This window comes from Streptomyces sp. NPDC037273, assembly GCF_055603625.1.
Map to the genome: position 1 here is coordinate 231,277 of NZ_JBVJVO010000008.1, position 15,939 is coordinate 247,215.

Consider the following 15,939-nt stretch of genomic DNA (forward strand, 5'->3'; position numbering starts at 1 on the left):
GCCCGAATGGTTGCACGAATCCGGCGGAATGGGGGTCCCAGTGCAGAGGGGCCGGAAGGGCTTCGTACCGGCGAGAGGTGGCTCTTCCCGTGAGCGGGGCGTGGCGAATCATGGCGAACCATCGCTCGCGTCCCGGAACGATCTGAGGCACCGGTAGGTTGCAAGTGTCTGCTGCTCTCTCTCCAGGATCACCTGTCGTGGCGACAGGGCCCAACGCTGTGTGGGCGATTGAGAGAGAGGAGTTCGACCTGATGGGGCGATCGAGCAAGAGGAAGTCCTACCGCAACGCTCAGTTACGAGACTGGGTCGAAGTAGCGGTATTGGCACTCACTGCGATCACTGCCATTGCGGGATGCGTCGAGCGTTTCATGTGACGCGGCAGGGACCGGACGGCTGGTCGGGCTATCGAGTGAGCCCGGCCGACTAGTACTCGGCCGGGCCCACGCTACCCCGCGCACGGGCCTGGCCATGGGCGGCATCCCATAGCCAGGCCCGACGTGCGTACGGGGGGCGGGCCCCGAGTGCAAAGACCCGAAGCCGCTGCAGGACGAGGTAACCGCAGTTCGTCGGCTTCATCAAGCGTCAGTCATCGACCGATGGCGAAATGTGCTTTTGGGGATGATTTGGCCATGGCGCAAAACCCATAGCGCCCCGTGGCGACGCCAGGGCGGAAAAGAGTAGAACCGCAGGTACCAACCTTGGAGGGGGTGGCGAATCCTGGCGTATCGAGACCGGCCCTCCTTACTGCCCAGCCGCGGACGTGGTGCCGAAGATCCGCAGCCGACGCTCCGCCGCCAGGTCTAGTGGCGGCGACCTGCGCGGTCGCTGAGGAAAGTACCGAAGAGCTCACTCTCATCGGGCCGACCGAACAGACGCTTGGGCACCACCAGCAGGCACGCCTTCCCGCCACTGCGCCCGACGAGCACATGAAGCCGAGTCGTCTCGCGATAGCGGGTGAGCTCGCGCCACGCCATCCGCCGAGTCTCGTCACCCCGGGACACGGTGATGCCCGTCTCGTCCGCTGTGGTCTGCTTCCCCTCCGCGGCGTGGCCGGCCCGGTAGTGCCGAGTGGTCGCCCACCGCACGATCGCCGGCCAGACAGCCATCACGGCCACCGCGACACCAAGAGGCACGGGGCGCACAGAGCCGCCGTCCGCCGAGAGCGACACGCTCTGGAAAGCGATCAACGCCGAACCGGCGAAGACGATGAGCCACGTCCGTCGGAACAATCCAACGGCTTTGACGGCTTCGTCGAACTCATCGCGGGTCAGTGCACCGGACACGGTGAAGGAGGTCTGGCGTATGTCGCTCACGAGAGCGGAGCCTACCCATCCGCCCCTGAGCACAGGGGCGAGCCGTCGTGCCCGCCCCTGCTGCAATCCCCCGCCTACACCCAGGTGTCCAGCCACATCCGGGACCGCCAGCTGTCCAGGGGAATGGGGGTGCCGGTGTAGATGGGCCAGAAGTAGATGAAATTCCAGACGATGAGGAGGACGAGGCAGCCGGCGGCGACGGCGCCGAATGTGCGGCGTCTTTCGGATGAGCCGCGGGGGCCGATGAGGGCGCCGAGCATCATGGCCACCGCGAGGCACAGGAAAGGCACGAAGACGACGGCGTAGAAAAGGAAGATGGTGCGTTCCTGGTAAAGGAACCAGGGGAGCCAGCCGGCGGCGATGCCGCAGGCGATGGCGCCGGCGCGCCAGTCGCGGCGGAAGGCCCAGCGCCAGAGGACGTAGAGGATGGCGAAGCAGGCGGCCCACCAGAGGAGGGGGGTGCCGAGGGCGAGGACTTCCTGGGCGCACTTCTCCTTGGCGGTGGAGGGGCAGCCGTTGGTGCCGGGCGCGGGGGACTCGTAGAAGTAGGAGACGGGGCGGCCGAGGACGATCCAGGACCAGGGGTTGGACTGGTAGGTGTGCGGCGAGGTCAGGCCGACGTGGAAGGTGTAGACCTCGGACTCGTAGTGCCAGAGGCTGCGCAGCCAGTCGGGGAGCCAGCCCCAGGTGCCGCCGCCGGTGAGCTTGTCGTGCTCGGTGGCCCAGTGGCGGAAGTAGCCCTTGTCGGAGGCGAGCCAGCCGCTCCAGGTCGCCAGATACGTGGCCAGGGCCACCGGCACGACCGACACGAACGCCGGGACCAGGTCCTTCTTCAGCACCGCGAGGTGCGGGCGGACGGCGCCGGCGGTACGGCGGCCGGCGACGTCCCACAGGACGGTCATCAGGCCGAAGGCCACCATCACGTACAGGCCGTTCCACTTGGTGGCGGCCGCCAGGCCCAGTGAGACACCGGCCGCGATCCGCCACGGCCGCCAGCCCAGGCGCAGCGACTCCGCGATCTCCGCGTCCGGGCGCAGCACGCCCTCCTCGTCCTCCGGGAGCGCGGCGGCCAGCCTCCGCCGGGTCCGGTCGCGGTCCAGGACCAGACAGCCGAAGGCGGCCAGGACGAAGAACATCAGCACCTGGTCGAGGAGCGCGGTGCGGCTCATCACGAAGTGCAGCCCGTCGACGGCGAGCAGCAGACCGGCCAGGCAGCCCAGGAACGTCGAGCGGAACAGCCGGCGGCCGATCCGGCACAGCATCAGGACCGACAGGGTGCCCAGGAGCGCCACCATGAAGCGCCAGCCGAACGGCTCGAAGCCGAAGAGCTTCTCGCCGACGCCGATCACCCACTTGCCCATCGGCGGGTGGACGACGTACCCCGGGTCCGTCGGCACGAGGACCGCGCCCGGGTCGGTCAGGATCGTCTTGTCGATGTCCTTCGGCCAGGCGCCCTCGTACCCCTGGTTGATCAGCGCCCAGGAGTCCTTGGCGTAGTACGTCTCGTCGAATATCACCGCGTGCGGCTTGCCCAGGTTCCAGAACCGCAGCAGGCCCGCGACCGCCGTGACCAGGAGCGGACCGCCCCAGGCCATCAGCCGCCAGAGCCGCTCGGCGGGCCCGGGACCCAGCCCGAGCAGCGACCACACGCGCGCGGAGGGACGGGTGTACGACGGGACGAGCCGCTCCCGCAGCCCGATGGGTACGGCGCTTCCGGCGGGCGGCACATAGCCGAAGCGCCGCAGCCGCTGCTGCCACGAAGAGGGCTCTGCCACGGCGTGCCGGCCCTCCAGGGTCTCGGGTGCGGTACTGGTCACCGCGCCATCGTAGGGAACGCTCCTGTGCGCGTCGCCTGTCCGGGCTGCGAGGATGGTCCGTGTGACAGGAACGCTGGTACTCGCAGGGACCCCCATCGGTGACATCGCGGACGCTCCGCCCCGACTCGCCACCGAACTGGAGAACGCGGACATCGTGGCCGCCGAGGACACCCGGAGGCTGCGCGGGCTGACCCGGGCGCTCGGCATCCACACCACGGGCCGGGTCGTCTCCTACTTCGAGGGCAACGAATCCGCCCGTACGCCCGAGCTGGTCGAGGCGCTCGCCGGCGGCGCCCGGGTGCTCCTGGTGACCGACGCCGGCATGCCGTCCGTGTCGGACCCCGGCTACCGCCTCGTCGCCGCCGCCGTCGAGCAGGACATCAAGGTCACGGCCGTCCCCGGCCCGTCCGCCGTCCTCACCGCCCTCGCCCTTTCCGGCCTCCCCGTCGACCGCTTCTGCTTCGAGGGCTTCCTGCCCCGCAAGGCCGGCGAGCGCCTCGGCCGCCTCCGCGAGGTCGCCGACGAGCGCCGCACCCTCGTCTACTTCGAGGCCCCGCACCGTCTCGACGACACCCTCGCCGCGATGGCCGAGGTCTTCGGCGCCGACCGCCGCGCCGCCGTCTGCCGCGAGCTCACCAAGACCTACGAGGAGGTCAAGCGCGGCCCCCTCGCCGACCTCGCCGCCTGGGCCGCCGAAGGCGTCCGCGGCGAGATCACCGTCGTCGTCGAAGGCGCCCCGGAATCCGCCCCCGCCGACCTCACCCCCGAAGAGCTCGTCCGCCGCGTCCGCGTCCGCGAGGAAGCCGGCGAACGCCGCAAGGAAGCCATCGCCGCCGTCGCCACCGAAGCCGGCCTTCCCAAGCGCGAGGTGTTCGATGCGGTGGTCGCGGCAAAGAATGCGGACGCGTCGAGCCACGGAAAAGGCAAAGGACTAATCTGAAAGGCAAAGCCGAACCCGGCGCCGGGACTCTTCGATGGGCGCTTGGCAAGGGAAGGGCCAAAAGCCTTCCATGGTTCGTTCCCTGCTGATGCGCTCCGGCCCGAAAAGGCGTCCACTGATCAGTGGAGAGGAGCTGGCATGAGCGAGATCACCGGCACCGGCATATCCGTCGCCCATGAGGCGTACGCCTTCGCCTGCATGCGCTGTGGATACGGCTGGGAGCAGGCGTACGACATCGAGCACCACGTCGACGCCGCCGGCCACGAATTCGTCGTCTACAAGGCTGATGGGGAGCGGGTGCCGTCGCCGCTGTCCAGTCCGACGTGCATGAACTGCGGCGGGCACGTGGTGAGGATCATGAGGGCGGGGCAGGTGTCGTCGGTGCTCGACATGATCGCCGCGACGGAGAAGCACCAGCACGGGGCGAGAGCGACGAAGCCGGTGTCGCCGGCGGGGCCGATCGGGCAGGAGCTGACGGAGGACGTGCCCGAGGAGCCGCCGGTGCCGCATCACTGGCACTTCTCGGACCTGCTGCATCCTTTCCGCCACAACAAGTAACGCCTTGGCGGCGGCGCTCATGGCCCTCGTACGATCGGGCCATGAGTGCCAAGGACGCCCCGCCGCCGCTGCCCGAACCCCTCCTCGTGGAGGTGGCGGACTCGCACACCCATCTCGACATGCAGTCGGGGACCGTCGAGGAGGCGCTGGTCAAGGCCGCCGCCGTCGGCGTGACCACGGTGGTGCAGGTCGGCTGTGACGTGAAGGGCTCGCGGTGGGCCGCGGAGACGGCGGCGGCCCACGAGAACGTGCACGCGGCGGTGGCCCTGCACCCGAACGAGGCGCCGAGGATCGTGCTCGGGGACCCGGACGGCTGGTCGCGCCAGGGCGCGCGGGAGGGCGGCGGTGACGCGGCGCTCGACGAGGCGCTCGCCGAGATCGACCGGCTCGCGGCCCTGCCGTACGTGCGCGGGGTCGGGGAGACCGGCCTCGACTTCTTCCGTACGGGCCCGGAGGGCATCGCCGCGCAGGAGCGTTCCTTCCGCGCGCACATCGAGATCGCGAAGCGGCACGGCAAGGCGCTGGTGATCCACGACCGGGAGGCGCACGCGGACGTGCTGCGCGTCCTGGACGAGGAGGGCGCGCCCGAGCGGACCGTCTTCCACTGCTACTCGGGCGACGCCGCGATGGCGGAGATCTGCGCCGCCAAGGGCTACTTCATGTCCTTCGCGGGCAACGTCACCTTCAAGAACGCCCAGCACCTGCGGGACGCCCTCGCCGTCGCCCCGCTCGAACTGGTCCTCGTCGAGACGGACGCCCCCTTCCTCACCCCGGCGCCCTTCCGCGGCCGCCCGAACGCCCCTTACCTCATCCCCGTCACCCTCCGGGCGATGGCCGAGGTGCGCGGGATCGGCGAGAACGACATGGCCGAGGCGATCGCCGTGAACACCGCCCGCGCCTTCGATTACTGATCCATAACGGTTACGTGTCGTAGTCGGGTCGTCCGGGAGAGTGACGGTGGTCGGGGCTAGGGTCCCGGCCTCGTGAGTACTTCCCAGGGCAGCCACCGAGCCGGCCGGCGCGGCGCGGGCACGACCCCGACCCCGACCCCGGCCGCGCTCTCGACCCTGCCCGTGCACGAGCAGCCCACGCAGGCCGCGCCCGGTGTCGTCCCCGGTGTCGTCCCCGGGCAGGGCGGCCGGGCCGGTTCGCGGCGGGCCGCGCGGCGCCGGAAGGCGTCCGGGGGAGCCGGGGACGGGCTGCGGCGGCTGGTGCCGCAGGCGCTGGTGGTCGCGTTCCTGGCGGGCGGGACCAGCGCCTTCGTGGCCGACGACAAGGCGGTCAGGCTGTCCGTCGACGGGGTGCCGCGCACGCTGCACACCTTCGCCGACGAGGTCGACGAGCTCCTCGCCGACGAGGGCCTCGCGGTCGGCGAGCACGACATCGTGGCCCCCGCGCCCGGGGAGGCGCTCGCCAGCGGGGACGAGATCGTGGTGCGGTACGGCCGCCCGGTCGCGCTCACGCTCGACGGGCAGCGCCGCCAGGTGTGGACGACCGCGCGGACCGTCGAGGGGGCGCTGCGCCAGCTCGGGGTCCGGGCGGAGGGCGCGTACCTCTCGGTGTCCCGCGGGGCGCAGATCTCCCGGCAGGGCCTGGCCCTGGACGTGCGGACGGAGCGGGCCGTGACGTTCCTGGCGGACGGGCGCGAGCGGACGGTCCGTACGAACGCGGCGACGGTCAGGGAGGCGCTCGTGGAGGCCGGGATCACGCTGTCCGGGCAGGACACGACGTCGGTGCCGCCGGGCGCGTTCCCGCGCGACGGGCAGACGGTGAACGTGCTGCGGATCACCGGCTCCCGGCAGGTGCGGGAGGAGTCGATCCCGTACGCCGTGGAGAAGGTGGACGACCCGGAGCTGTTCGCCGGCACCGAGAGCGTCGAACGGCAGGGCGTCCCGGGCGTCCGCCGGGTCACGTACAGCCTGCGCACGGTCAACGGGGTCAGGCAGAAGCCCCGCAGGACCGGCGAGGAGATCGTCCGCGAGCCGGTCAGCCGCAAGGTGCGGGTCGGCACCAGGCCGCTGCCGACGTCCGTCGCGGGCGCCGACGGGCTCGACTGGGGGGCGCTCGCCGCCTGCGAGTCCGGCGGCCGGCCGAACGCCGTCGACCCCTCGGGGACGTACGGCGGGCTCTACCAGTTCGACCCGGGCACCTGGCGCTCCCTCGGCGGCAGCGGCGTCGCCCAGAACGCGCCCGCCGCCGAGCAGACCTACCGCGCCAAGAAGCTGTACGTGTCCCGGGGCGCGAGCCCCTGGCCCCACTGCGGCCGTCGGCTGTACCGGTGAGCGCGGGCGGTGGGCGGGGGCCGGTCGTGGCGGTGAGCCGTAGGTGGGCCGTGGCGGGGCCCCGTAGGCTGTACCGGTGAGCACCACCACCGGCCCCGAAAGCCCCGACGCCCTCCTCGGCCCCGCCGACATCCGTGAGCTGGCCGCCGCCCTCGGCGTGCGCCCCACGAAGCAGAAGGGCCAGAACTTCGTCATCGACGCCAACACCGTCCGGCGGATCGTCCGTACGGCGGAGGTGCGGCCCGACGACGTGGTCGTGGAGGTGGGTCCCGGCCTCGGCTCCCTCACCCTGGCGCTCCTGGAGGCCGCGGACCGGGTGACGGCCGTCGAGATCGACGACGTGCTCGCGGCCGCGCTGCCCGCCACGATCCAGGCCCGCATGCCGGCCCGCGCCGACCGTTTCGCGCTCGTGCACTCCGACGCGATGCTGGTGCAGGAGCTGCCGGGCCCGGCGCCGACCGCGCTCGTCGCCAACCTGCCGTACAACGTGGCCGTGCCGGTCCTGCTGCACATGCTGGAGCGGTTCCCGACCATCGAGCGGACCCTCGTGATGGTCCAGGCCGAGGTCGCCGACCGGCTCGCCGCCAAGCCCGGCAACAAGGTCTACGGCGTCCCGTCGGTCAAGGCGAACTGGTACGCCGAGGTGAAGCGTGCCGGCTCCATCGGCCGCAACGTCTTCTGGCCCGCGCCGAACGTCGACTCCGGTCTCGTCTCGCTCGTGCGCCGCGCCGAGCCCCTCGCGACGACGGCCTCCCGCCAGGAGGTCTTCGCGGTCGTCGACGCGGCCTTCGCCCAGCGCCGCAAGACCCTCCGCGCCGCCCTCGCCGGCTGGGCCGGTTCGCCCGCCGCCGCCGAGGAGGCCCTCGTGAAGGCCGGCATCTCGCCGCAGGCCCGCGGCGAGTCCCTCACCGTCGAGGAGTTCGCCCGCATCGCGGAGGCCAAGCAGTCGTGAGCGCGACCGGTGTGAACGGCGTGACCGTCCGCGTCCCCGCCAAGGTGAACGTCCAGCTCGCCGTCGGCGCCGCGCGCCCGGACGGCTTCCACGACCTGGCCAACGTCTTCCTCGCGGTGTCCCTGTACGACGAGGTGACCGCGACCCCCGCCGCCGGGCTGACGGTGACCTGCGAGGGCCGGGACGCCGACAAGGTGCCGCTGGACCGGACGAACCTGGCCGCGCGGGCCGCCGAGCTGCTCGCGGCCCGGGCCGGGATCTCGCCCGACGTCCACCTGCACATCGCGAAGGACATCCCGGTCGCCGGCGGCATGGCCGGCGGCAGCGCCGACGGCGCGGGCGCCCTGGTGGCGTGCGACGCGCTGTGGGGTCTGGACACCCCGCGCGAGGTGCTCCTGGAGATCTGCGCCGAGCTCGGCTCCGACGTGCCGTTCAGCCTGGTCGGCGGGGCGGCGCTCGGCACCGGCCGGGGCGAGCGGCTGGAGGTGCTGCCGGTCGGCGGGACGTTCCACTGGGTGTTCGCCGTCGCCGACGGGGGGCTTTCGACGCCGACGGTGTTCCGCGAGTTCGACCGGCTCGCGGAGGGCACCGAGATCCCGGAGCCGGCCGCGTCCCCGCTGCTCGTGGAGGCGCTGCGCACCGGTGACACCACCGCGCTCGCGGGCGCCCTCGCCAACGACCTGCAGGCCCCGGCGCTCTCCCTGCGCCCCTCGCTCGCCGCGACCCTGGCGGCCGGCACCGAGGCGGGCGCGCTGGCCGCGCTGGTCTCCGGCTCCGGCCCGACGACCGCGTTCCTGGTGAAGGACGCGGAGGCCGCCGAGACGGTCGCCGCCGCCCTGATCGCCTCGGGCACCTGCCGTACGGCCCGGGTGGCGGCCTCCCCGGTGCCGGGCGCGGTCGTCCTGCCGGAGGCGCGGGCCACCGCGGCCGGCTGAGCGGGTTCAGTTCTTGTTCTTGGAGATGCGGGCGAGGAGCAGGTTCGGGTCCGGGTCCTGCTGGATGAAGAAGGCCGCGCTGTTCACGTAGACGGTCTTGCCGCGGACCGCTGCGGAGGTCGGGTTCGACAGGCCGTCCTGCTGGGTGAGCACGGTCTTGTGGGTGCCGTCGGGGCGGACGAGGGCGAGCTCGTTCTTGATGATCAGGGCGGCGAGGACGGTGTCGCCGTGGCCGGTGAAGGTGAAGTCGTCGATCCAGGTGAGCCCGGTCGCCTTCGTCTCGGCCGGTCCGGCCGTCTGGTCCGGCAGCACCGGGATACGGACGAGTGTCTGGTGGTCGGTGTTGGAGAACCACACGGCGCCGTCGTGGACCTTGATGCCGTTGACGCCGACCCCGACGCCGTTGGGCGGCGCGATCCCCTGGAGGGCCGCTCCGGTGGCCCAGGCCTCGGGGGTGCCGCCCTCCTGCGGGACGCGCCAGATGGTGCCCTTCACGGAGTCGGCGACGTAGATCGCGCCGCACTTCTCGTCGAGCGCGAGGCCGTTGGGGAAGCCGTCGGCCGGGAGCGCGGCGATCCGCTCGGGCGTGCCGCCGCCGGGCGGTACGCGCCAGACGCCGTTCTCGTCGGCGGTGCCGGTGGCGTAGGCGACGTACAGGGTGCCGTCGTGGGCGCGGTCGATGCCCATGGTGGCGGCGGCGCCGATGACCGGCGTCTTGGGGTCGGTGACGGCCGGGAAGGTCGCCAGGATCGTCGTGTCGCCGTCCTTGGTGACGCGGGCGACCTGCCGGGCGAGGGCGAAGGTGATGTCGGCGGAGCCGTCCGGTTCGAGGACGATGTTCTCCGCGGTCTGCCCGGCGGCGAAGTCGAAGTGCGCCACGACGTGCGGGTCCGACACGGTCGGGTCGCCCGCCGTCGCGGGCCCGGCGGCGATCAGGGCGAGGGCGGTGGTCGCGGTGGCCACGGCGGCCAGGCGGGGGTGTCTCGGCATGCTGTTCTCCTCGGTGGGCTGCGACTCGGTGGGGCTGCGACCCGGTGGGGCTGCGACCCGCTCGGGGTTCGGGACGAACATGACGGGCTGTCGGTCCGCGCGTCCGGCAGCCCGGGCCGCGGGATCGCCCGCGTGGCCGACGCCGATGGGGCCGGTTGGCAGGGCGTGAGCCCCCGGCGCGAGCGCCGCCCGTGCCGGGTCCCGCGTACTCACCGCACGGTTGAGTACGCGCGCCCTGTCGGCGGGCGGGCGGGCGCGGGACCGTGGGCGCATGGGAACGAGTGCGCGTGAACTCGCCGCGGCCACACCGGCGACGCGGGACCGGTACGTCGATCTGCTGCGGGTCGCCTCGCTGGCGGTCGTGGTGCTCGGGCACTGGCTGATGGCGGCGGTGACGGGGGACGGGCAGGTGGGGAACCTGCTCGCGGTCGTGCCCGGACTCCAGGTGGTGACCTGGGTGTTCCAGGTGATGCCGGTGTTCTTCTTCGTCGGCGGCTTCGCGCACGCCCTGGCACACCGCTCGCGCCCCCGGTACGCGGAGTTCCTGCGGGCCAGGCTCCAGCGGCTGCTGCGGCCGACGATGGTGTTCGTGGGGGTGTGGGGCGCCGCCGCGCTGGTCCTCCAGCTGGCGGGCGTGGACGGCGGTCTCGCCGGGGTGGCGCTGCGGCTCGTCACGCAGCCGCTGTGGTTCATCGGGATCTACCTGGCGATGGTCGCCTTCACGCCGCCGCTGCTGCGGGCGCACGAGCGGTGGGGCTGGGGCGCGTTCGGCGCGCTCGCGGGCGGGGCGGTCGTGGTGGACGTGCTGCGGTTCGCGGGGGGCGTGCCGTTCGTGGAGTTCCTGAACTTCGCGTTCGTGTGGCTGGCGGTCCACCAGCTCGGCTTCCTGCGTGCCGACGGCATGATCCGCCGCCCCGCGCTCCTCGCGGGCGCCGGGCTGCTCGGCGCGACGGCGCTCGTGGCCCTCGGCCCGTACCCGCTGTCGATGGTGGGGATGCCCGGCGAGAAGGTCTCCAACATGGCCCCGCCGACCCTCGCCCTGCTCTGCCACGGCCTGTGGCTGGTCGGCGCGGTCGAGCTCCTGAAGGGGCCGGGCGCGCGGTTCGTCGCACGGGCCGGGGTGTGGCGGACGGTGGTGGCCGCCAACGGGATCGCGATGACGGCGTTCCTGTGGCACCTGACGGCGATGCTCGGGGTGTACGGGGCGATGCTCGGGCTCGGCCTCGACCTGCCGGCCCCGGCCTCGGGCGCCTGGTGGGCGCAGGTCCCGCTGCGGTTCCTGGCGGCGGCGCTGCTCACGGCGCTGCTCGTCTCCGTCTTCCGCCGCTTCGAGGCCCCCGTGCCGCCCGCCCCCGCCACCGAGACCGGCGGCCCGCTCGCCGCCCTCGGCATCACCCTCGCCCTCTTCGGCGTCCTGGGCCTGTCCCTCACCGGCTTCGCCGGCCTGCTCACCGGCCACTCCGCGACCCTGATCGCCGTCCCCGTCACGGCGCCGGCGGCGGTGGGACTCGCCCTCGTGGGGTGGCTCGCGGTGGAACGGGCGGGGCGGGGCGGGTCGCGGTGGCGGGTCAGATCGGGATGACGGTCGCGCGTCCCCGGCAGAGGGCCAGCAGGTCCTCCGGGTCCGAGGTGAGCACGGTGACGGGACCGGCCGCCGCGATGGCCGTCGCGGCGACCATCGCGTCGATCGCGTACTTGTGACCGTGCAGGCCCGCCTCGGAGAGCAGGGCAGCTGCCCGGCGTGCGACGGCGTCCGTCACGGGTTCGATGACGAGGAGGGACAGTGTCCACTCCAAGGCGGCCCGGTTGATGCGGGGGTGCATCACCTCGACCAGCGTGGCCGCGCTCGTCACGACCCGCAGGTCATCGGCGCGGGCGATCGCGAGCCAGTCCGTGACCTGGCGGTCGCGCAGAACGGCCTTGGCGAGTCCCTCGCTGTCGAGCACCAAGGTCCCGCCGGGGGCGGCCTCGGAACGGGGCGGTGTCACGCCGCACTCGCCTTGCCGGATGGCGCGGTGCCCTGCTCCTCACGTGCACGTCGCAGCTGCTCGCGCTTCGCCTGGACGTCCTCGTCCCTGACCGGTCCGTGCTCGGCTTCGGCGGCGGCGATGAGCTCGTTGAGGTTGTCCCGCTCTATCTGCCGGGCTACGGCGGCGGTGACGTAGGCCGAGAGCCCGGAGGGGCCACCACGCGCGCGTGCCGCCTCCGCGAGGTCCCGGGGCATGCTGATCGAGTACTTCTGGGTGGGCTCGCTCATGCTCGTGATGCTACCGCCGATGCCACCGGTCGGGCGGGAAGAGTCCGGCGACGTACCCTGGGACGTCGATCGATCCCCCGTACAGGAGTGAACGTGGCCGTCAACCTGGTCAATGTCGAGGCCGTCAGCAAGGTGTACGGCACCCGTGCCCTGCTCGACGGGGTGTCGCTCGGCGTGTCCGAAGGGGACCGGATCGGGGTCGTGGGCCGGAACGGCGACGGCAAGACCACCCTGATCAGGATGCTGGCGAAGCTGGAGGAGGCGGACACCGGCCGCGTCACCCACAGCGGCGGGCTGCGCCTCGGCGTCCTCACCCAGCACGACTCGCTCGACCCGAAGGCCACCATCCGCCACGAGGTCATCGGCGTCATGGCCGACCACGAGTGGGCCGGCAGCGCGAAGATCCGCGACGTGCTCACCGGACTCTTCGGCGGGCTCGACCTGCCGGGCTTCGAGAAGGGCCTCGACACCGTCATCGGCCCGCTCTCCGGCGGCGAGCGGCGGCGCATCGCGCTCGCCAAGCTCCTCATCGACGACCAGGACCTGATCGTCCTCGACGAGCCCACCAACCACCTCGACGTCGAGGGCATCTCCTGGCTGGCCAAGCACCTCCAGGAGCGCCGCTCCGCGCTCGTCTGCGTCACCCACGACCGCTGGTTCCTCGACCAGGTCTGCACCCGCATGTGGGACGTGCAGCGCGGTGACGTCCACGAGTACGAGGGCGGCTACTCCGACTACGTCTTCGCCCGCGCCGAGCGCGAGCGCATCGCCGCGACCGAGGAGACGAAGCGGCAGAACCTGATGCGCAAGGAGCTGGCCTGGCTGCGGCGCGGCGCCCCCGCCCGCACCTCCAAGCCGCGCTACCGCATCGAGGCCGCCAACGAGCTGATCGCCGACGTGCCGCCGCCGCGCGACACCAGCGAGCTGATGAAGTTCGCCAACGCCCGCCTCGGCAAGACGGTCTTCGACCTGGAGGACGTGAGCGTCACCGCCGGCCCCAAGGAGCTGCTCAAGCACCTCACCTGGCAGCTGGGCCCCGGCGACCGCATCGGCCTCGTCGGCGTCAACGGCGCCGGCAAGACCTCACTCCTGCGCGCGCTCGCCGACGCGGCCGTCAGCCAGGGCGAGCAGCAGCCCGCCGCCGGGAAGATCGTCGTCGGCAAGACCGTCCGGCTCGCCTACCTCTCGCAGGACGTCACCGAACTCCCCGGCACCCTGCGGGTCCTGGAGGCCGTGCAGCAGATCCGCGACCGCGTCGACCTCGGCAAGGGCCGCGAGATGACCGCCGGTCAGCTGTGCGAGCAGTTCGGCTTCTCGAAGGAGAAGCAGTGGACGCCGGTCGGCGACCTCTCCGGCGGCGAGCGCCGCCGCCTCCAGCTGCTCCGCCTGCTGATGGACGAGCCCAACGTCCTCTTCCTCGACGAGCCCACCAACGACCTCGACATCGAGACCCTCACGCAGCTGGAGGACCTCCTCGACGGCTGGCCGGGCTCCATGGTCGTCATCTCCCACGACCGGTTCTTCATCGAGCGCACCACCGACAAGACGTTCGCCCTCCTCGGTGACCGGACGCTGCGGATGCTGCCGCGCGGCATCGACGAGTACCTGGAGCGGCGCCGGCAGATGATCGAGGCGTCCGTCCCGGCGCCCGCCGCCGCGGCCGCGCAGGCCAAGCCGGGCGTCTCGGCCGCGGACGCGCGTGCCGCCAAGAAGGAGCTGCAGAAGGTCGAGCGGCAGCTCGACAAGCTCGCCGAGAAGGAGGCGAAGCTGCACGCGCAGATCGCCGACAACGCCACCGATTTCGAGAAGGTGGCGAAGCTCGACGCGGAGCTGCGGGAACTCGCGGGGGAGCGCGAGGAATTGGAGATGCGCTGGCTCGAACTGGCAGAGGACGCATAACGAGGGCATCACAGGCCGGTCCTCCCTTGGGCACAAGGGGCGGACCGGTCGCTTTTGCGCCATCGCGTGAGTGGTAGAAAGAAAACCCGCTCACGTCAAGGGGGAAACCGCTGATGACCCAGCCGCCCAGCAACCAGCCGCCGGGGGGCTTCGGAGCCCCCCAGGACCCGAGCCAGGGCCCGGCCCAGAGTCCGGCGCCGGGCATGCCGCCCGTCCCGCCGGTCCCGCCGCAGGCCCCGCCGGTGCCGCCGACTCCGCCGCCGGCCGCGCCCGGCCCGTACGGCCAGCCGCCGCAGCCCGGTTACGGCTACCCGCAGGCGCCGGGCCAGCAGCCGGGCCAGCCGGCCGCGCCGGGTCCGTACGGCCAGCCGCCGCAGCCCGGCCAGCCCGGCCCGTACGGCTATCCGCAGCAGGGCCAGCCGCAGCCGGGCCCGTACGGCCAGCAGCCGGGCGCGCCCGGTCCGTACGGCCAGCAGCAGGGTCCCTACGGCGGTTACCCGACGCAGCCGATGTACCCGGGCGCCCCGACCCCGCCGCCCGCGCCGGGCGGTGGCGGTCTGAAGGGCCGGACCGGTCTCGTCGCGGCGGTGGCCGCGGGCGCCGTCCTGGTCGCCGCCGTCACGACCTGGGCGGTCGTCTCCGGCGGGGACGACGAGAAGCCGATCGCCAAGCCCACCTCCAGCACGAGCAGCACGGCCGGCCCCAAGCCCACCGAGTCGGTGGACCAGGGCGACGGCTCCGGCGACGGCCGGGACGGCGGCGACGACCTCAACGCCGACCGCAAGCCCGGTGACGCCAAGGTGTCCTGGCTGCTGAAGAACGACGTCGACCTGCCCCGTAACGGCTCCGACGTCTACGGCCCGTGGATCGTCGGCGACACGGTCGTGAAGGCCATGTACAAGGGCATCGACGGCTACGGCCTGAGCGACGGCAAGCGCAAGTGGCACGTCGACGTGCCGTTCGAGCTGTGCGCGGCCCCGCCGGAGCCCGGCGCCGACGGCTCGATGGTCTTCGGGTACGCCGAGAGCGCCAAGGACGGCGCCAAGTGCACCGAGCTGCAGAAGATCGACCTGAAGACCGGCAAGACCGGCTGGAAGAAAACGGTCCCGAAGGCCACCGGCCTCTTCGCGTTCTCCGACAACACCCTGGCCATCAGCGGCAACACGGTCACCGCCGCCGGCTCCAGCAGCGCGTACGGCTTCTCGCTCGCCGACGGCCACCAGCTCTTCAAGGGCGCCACGACCGGCTGCAAGCCCTTCGCGTACGCGGGCGGCAGCAAGCTGATCGCCGCCATGGACTGCCCGTCGGGCAGCACCAGCAAGAAGGTCCAGGCGGTCGGCCAGGTCGACCCCAACACCGGCAAGCCGAAGTTCACCTTCCAGCTGGAGGCGAACTGGGAGGTCGACAAGGTCTACTCGGTCGACCCGCTGGTCGTCTCGGCGACCCAGCGCGAGCAGAAGAAGTGGACCATCTTCGCGCTCGACGCCAACGGCAAGCTCCGTTCGCAGATCCAGGGCGGCAAGGACAAGTTCGCCCCCGACTGCGGCGGCAGCTTCGTCATCTTCGGCAAGAACCTCCAGGGCTGCACCGGCGTCGCCGCCGACGCGAACACCTTCTACATGGCGACCGAGGGCGGCTACGGCAAGACCAACGAGGTCGTCGCCTTCGACCTGAAGAACGGCAAGGCCAAGTGGCGCGCCAAGGCGCCCGAGGGCCGGTCCGTCACCCCGCTCCGCATGGAGGGCTCCGACGTCCTGCTGTACGTCACGCCCCTGTACGACCAGGGCGGCGCCGTCGCCACCCTCGCGCCGACCGGCGGCGCGCCGAAGATCCTGCTCCAGCACCCGGTCTCGGCCTCCGACGTCGAAGGCAGCTTCTACAGCGCGGGGTACGCCTACGGCGGCGGCACCTTCGTGGTGGCGAGCGGACGTGTGTCGGCGTCCAACGACAAGGACGAGATGCAGGTCAAGACGATGATGGCCTTCAGCAAGTGAGG

Annotated in this window: 14 protein-coding genes; 9 read left to right on the top strand and 5 right to left on the bottom strand. The window is 72.3% G+C overall.

From position 1 onward, the window contains the following. Positions 1–800: 800 nt before the first annotated feature. Both ACZ7G1_RS22690 and ACZ7G1_RS22695 read right to left on the bottom strand, forming a co-directional pair. On the bottom strand, positions 801–1,313 hold the full coding sequence (locus tag ACZ7G1_RS22690; RefSeq protein WP_470877471.1) for a YcxB family protein: 513 nt from the start codon (positions 1,311–1,313) through the stop codon (positions 801–803). Positions 1,314–1,387: 74 nt separating this feature from the next. Next, on the bottom strand, positions 1,388–3,130 hold the full coding sequence (locus tag ACZ7G1_RS22695) for a dolichyl-phosphate-mannose--protein mannosyltransferase (RefSeq protein ID WP_470877470.1): 1,743 nt from the start codon (positions 3,128–3,130) through the stop codon (positions 1,388–1,390). 52 nt (positions 3,131–3,182) lie between these two features. Here ACZ7G1_RS22695 and rsmI point away from each other — a divergent pair, with 52 nt between their 5' ends. The 6 genes from rsmI to ACZ7G1_RS22725 all read left to right on the top strand — a co-directional run bounded on the left by rsmI (position 3,183) and on the right by ACZ7G1_RS22725 (position 8,797). Beyond that, a complete protein-coding gene (rsmI, locus tag ACZ7G1_RS22700; RefSeq protein ID WP_470877469.1) occupies positions 3,183–4,070 on the top strand; it encodes a 16S rRNA (cytidine(1402)-2'-O)-methyltransferase in 888 nt (295 codons plus the stop codon). 138 nt (positions 4,071–4,208) lie between these two features. Continuing rightward, positions 4,209–4,628 carry a hypothetical protein gene (locus ACZ7G1_RS22705; protein WP_470877468.1) on the top strand — a complete coding sequence of 140 codons (420 nt, stop codon included), beginning with the start codon at positions 4,209–4,211 and terminating at the stop codon, positions 4,626–4,628. A gap of 41 nt (positions 4,629–4,669) precedes the next feature. Further along, a complete protein-coding gene (locus ACZ7G1_RS22710; protein WP_470877467.1) occupies positions 4,670–5,539 on the top strand; it encodes a TatD family hydrolase in 870 nt (289 codons plus the stop codon). Between the two features lie 72 nt (positions 5,540–5,611). After that, entirely contained in the window at positions 5,612–6,910 is a 1,299-nt protein-coding gene (locus tag ACZ7G1_RS22715) for a ubiquitin-like domain-containing protein (RefSeq protein ID WP_470877466.1), read from the top strand. A 76-nt stretch (positions 6,911–6,986) separates the two neighbouring features. Beyond that, on the top strand, positions 6,987–7,862 hold the full coding sequence (gene rsmA / locus ACZ7G1_RS22720) for a 16S rRNA (adenine(1518)-N(6)/adenine(1519)-N(6))-dimethyltransferase RsmA (RefSeq protein WP_470877465.1): 876 nt from the start codon (positions 6,987–6,989) through the stop codon (positions 7,860–7,862). After that, positions 7,859–8,797, top strand: coding sequence for a 4-(cytidine 5'-diphospho)-2-C-methyl-D-erythritol kinase (locus ACZ7G1_RS22725; protein WP_470877464.1), 939 nt, complete (start codon positions 7,859–7,861; stop codon positions 8,795–8,797). The genes rsmA and ACZ7G1_RS22725 overlap by 4 nt, the downstream gene beginning before the upstream one ends. Before the next feature lie 6 nt (positions 8,798–8,803). On the opposite strand, the gene ACZ7G1_RS22730 is transcribed toward ACZ7G1_RS22725, so the two are convergent. Continuing rightward, entirely contained in the window at positions 8,804–9,787 is a 984-nt protein-coding gene (locus ACZ7G1_RS22730) for an NHL repeat-containing protein (protein ID WP_470877463.1), read from the bottom strand. Positions 9,788–10,058: 271 nt separating this feature from the next. Here ACZ7G1_RS22730 and ACZ7G1_RS22735 point away from each other — a divergent pair, with 271 nt between their 5' ends. Then, positions 10,059–11,369, top strand: coding sequence for an acyltransferase family protein (locus tag ACZ7G1_RS22735; protein ID WP_470877462.1), 1,311 nt, complete (start codon positions 10,059–10,061; stop codon positions 11,367–11,369). On the opposite strand, the gene ACZ7G1_RS22740 is transcribed toward ACZ7G1_RS22735, so the two are convergent. Continuing rightward, positions 11,356–11,775, bottom strand: a complete 420-nt coding sequence (locus ACZ7G1_RS22740; RefSeq protein ID WP_470877461.1) for a PIN domain-containing protein — start codon at positions 11,773–11,775, stop codon at positions 11,356–11,358. The genes ACZ7G1_RS22735 and ACZ7G1_RS22740 overlap by 14 nt on opposite strands. Continuing rightward, positions 11,772–12,044 (bottom strand): CopG family transcriptional regulator, encoded by a 273-nt coding sequence (locus tag ACZ7G1_RS22745; protein ID WP_470877460.1) that lies wholly within the window; start codon positions 12,042–12,044, stop codon positions 11,772–11,774. Before ACZ7G1_RS22745 ends, ACZ7G1_RS22740 begins: the two co-directional genes overlap by 4 nt. A 93-nt stretch (positions 12,045–12,137) precedes the next feature. On the opposite strand from ACZ7G1_RS22745, the gene ACZ7G1_RS22750 reads away from it, so the two are divergent. Both ACZ7G1_RS22750 and ACZ7G1_RS22755 read left to right on the top strand, forming a co-directional pair. Further along, positions 12,138–13,943: an ABC-F family ATP-binding cassette domain-containing protein gene (locus ACZ7G1_RS22750; RefSeq protein ID WP_470877459.1), complete on the top strand. Its 1,806-nt coding sequence runs from the start codon at positions 12,138–12,140 to the stop codon at positions 13,941–13,943. Positions 13,944–14,056: 113 nt separating this feature from the next. Beyond that, entirely contained in the window at positions 14,057–15,937 is a 1,881-nt protein-coding gene (locus ACZ7G1_RS22755; RefSeq protein WP_470877458.1) for an outer membrane protein assembly factor BamB family protein, read from the top strand. Positions 15,938–15,939: the final 2 nt, after the last annotated feature.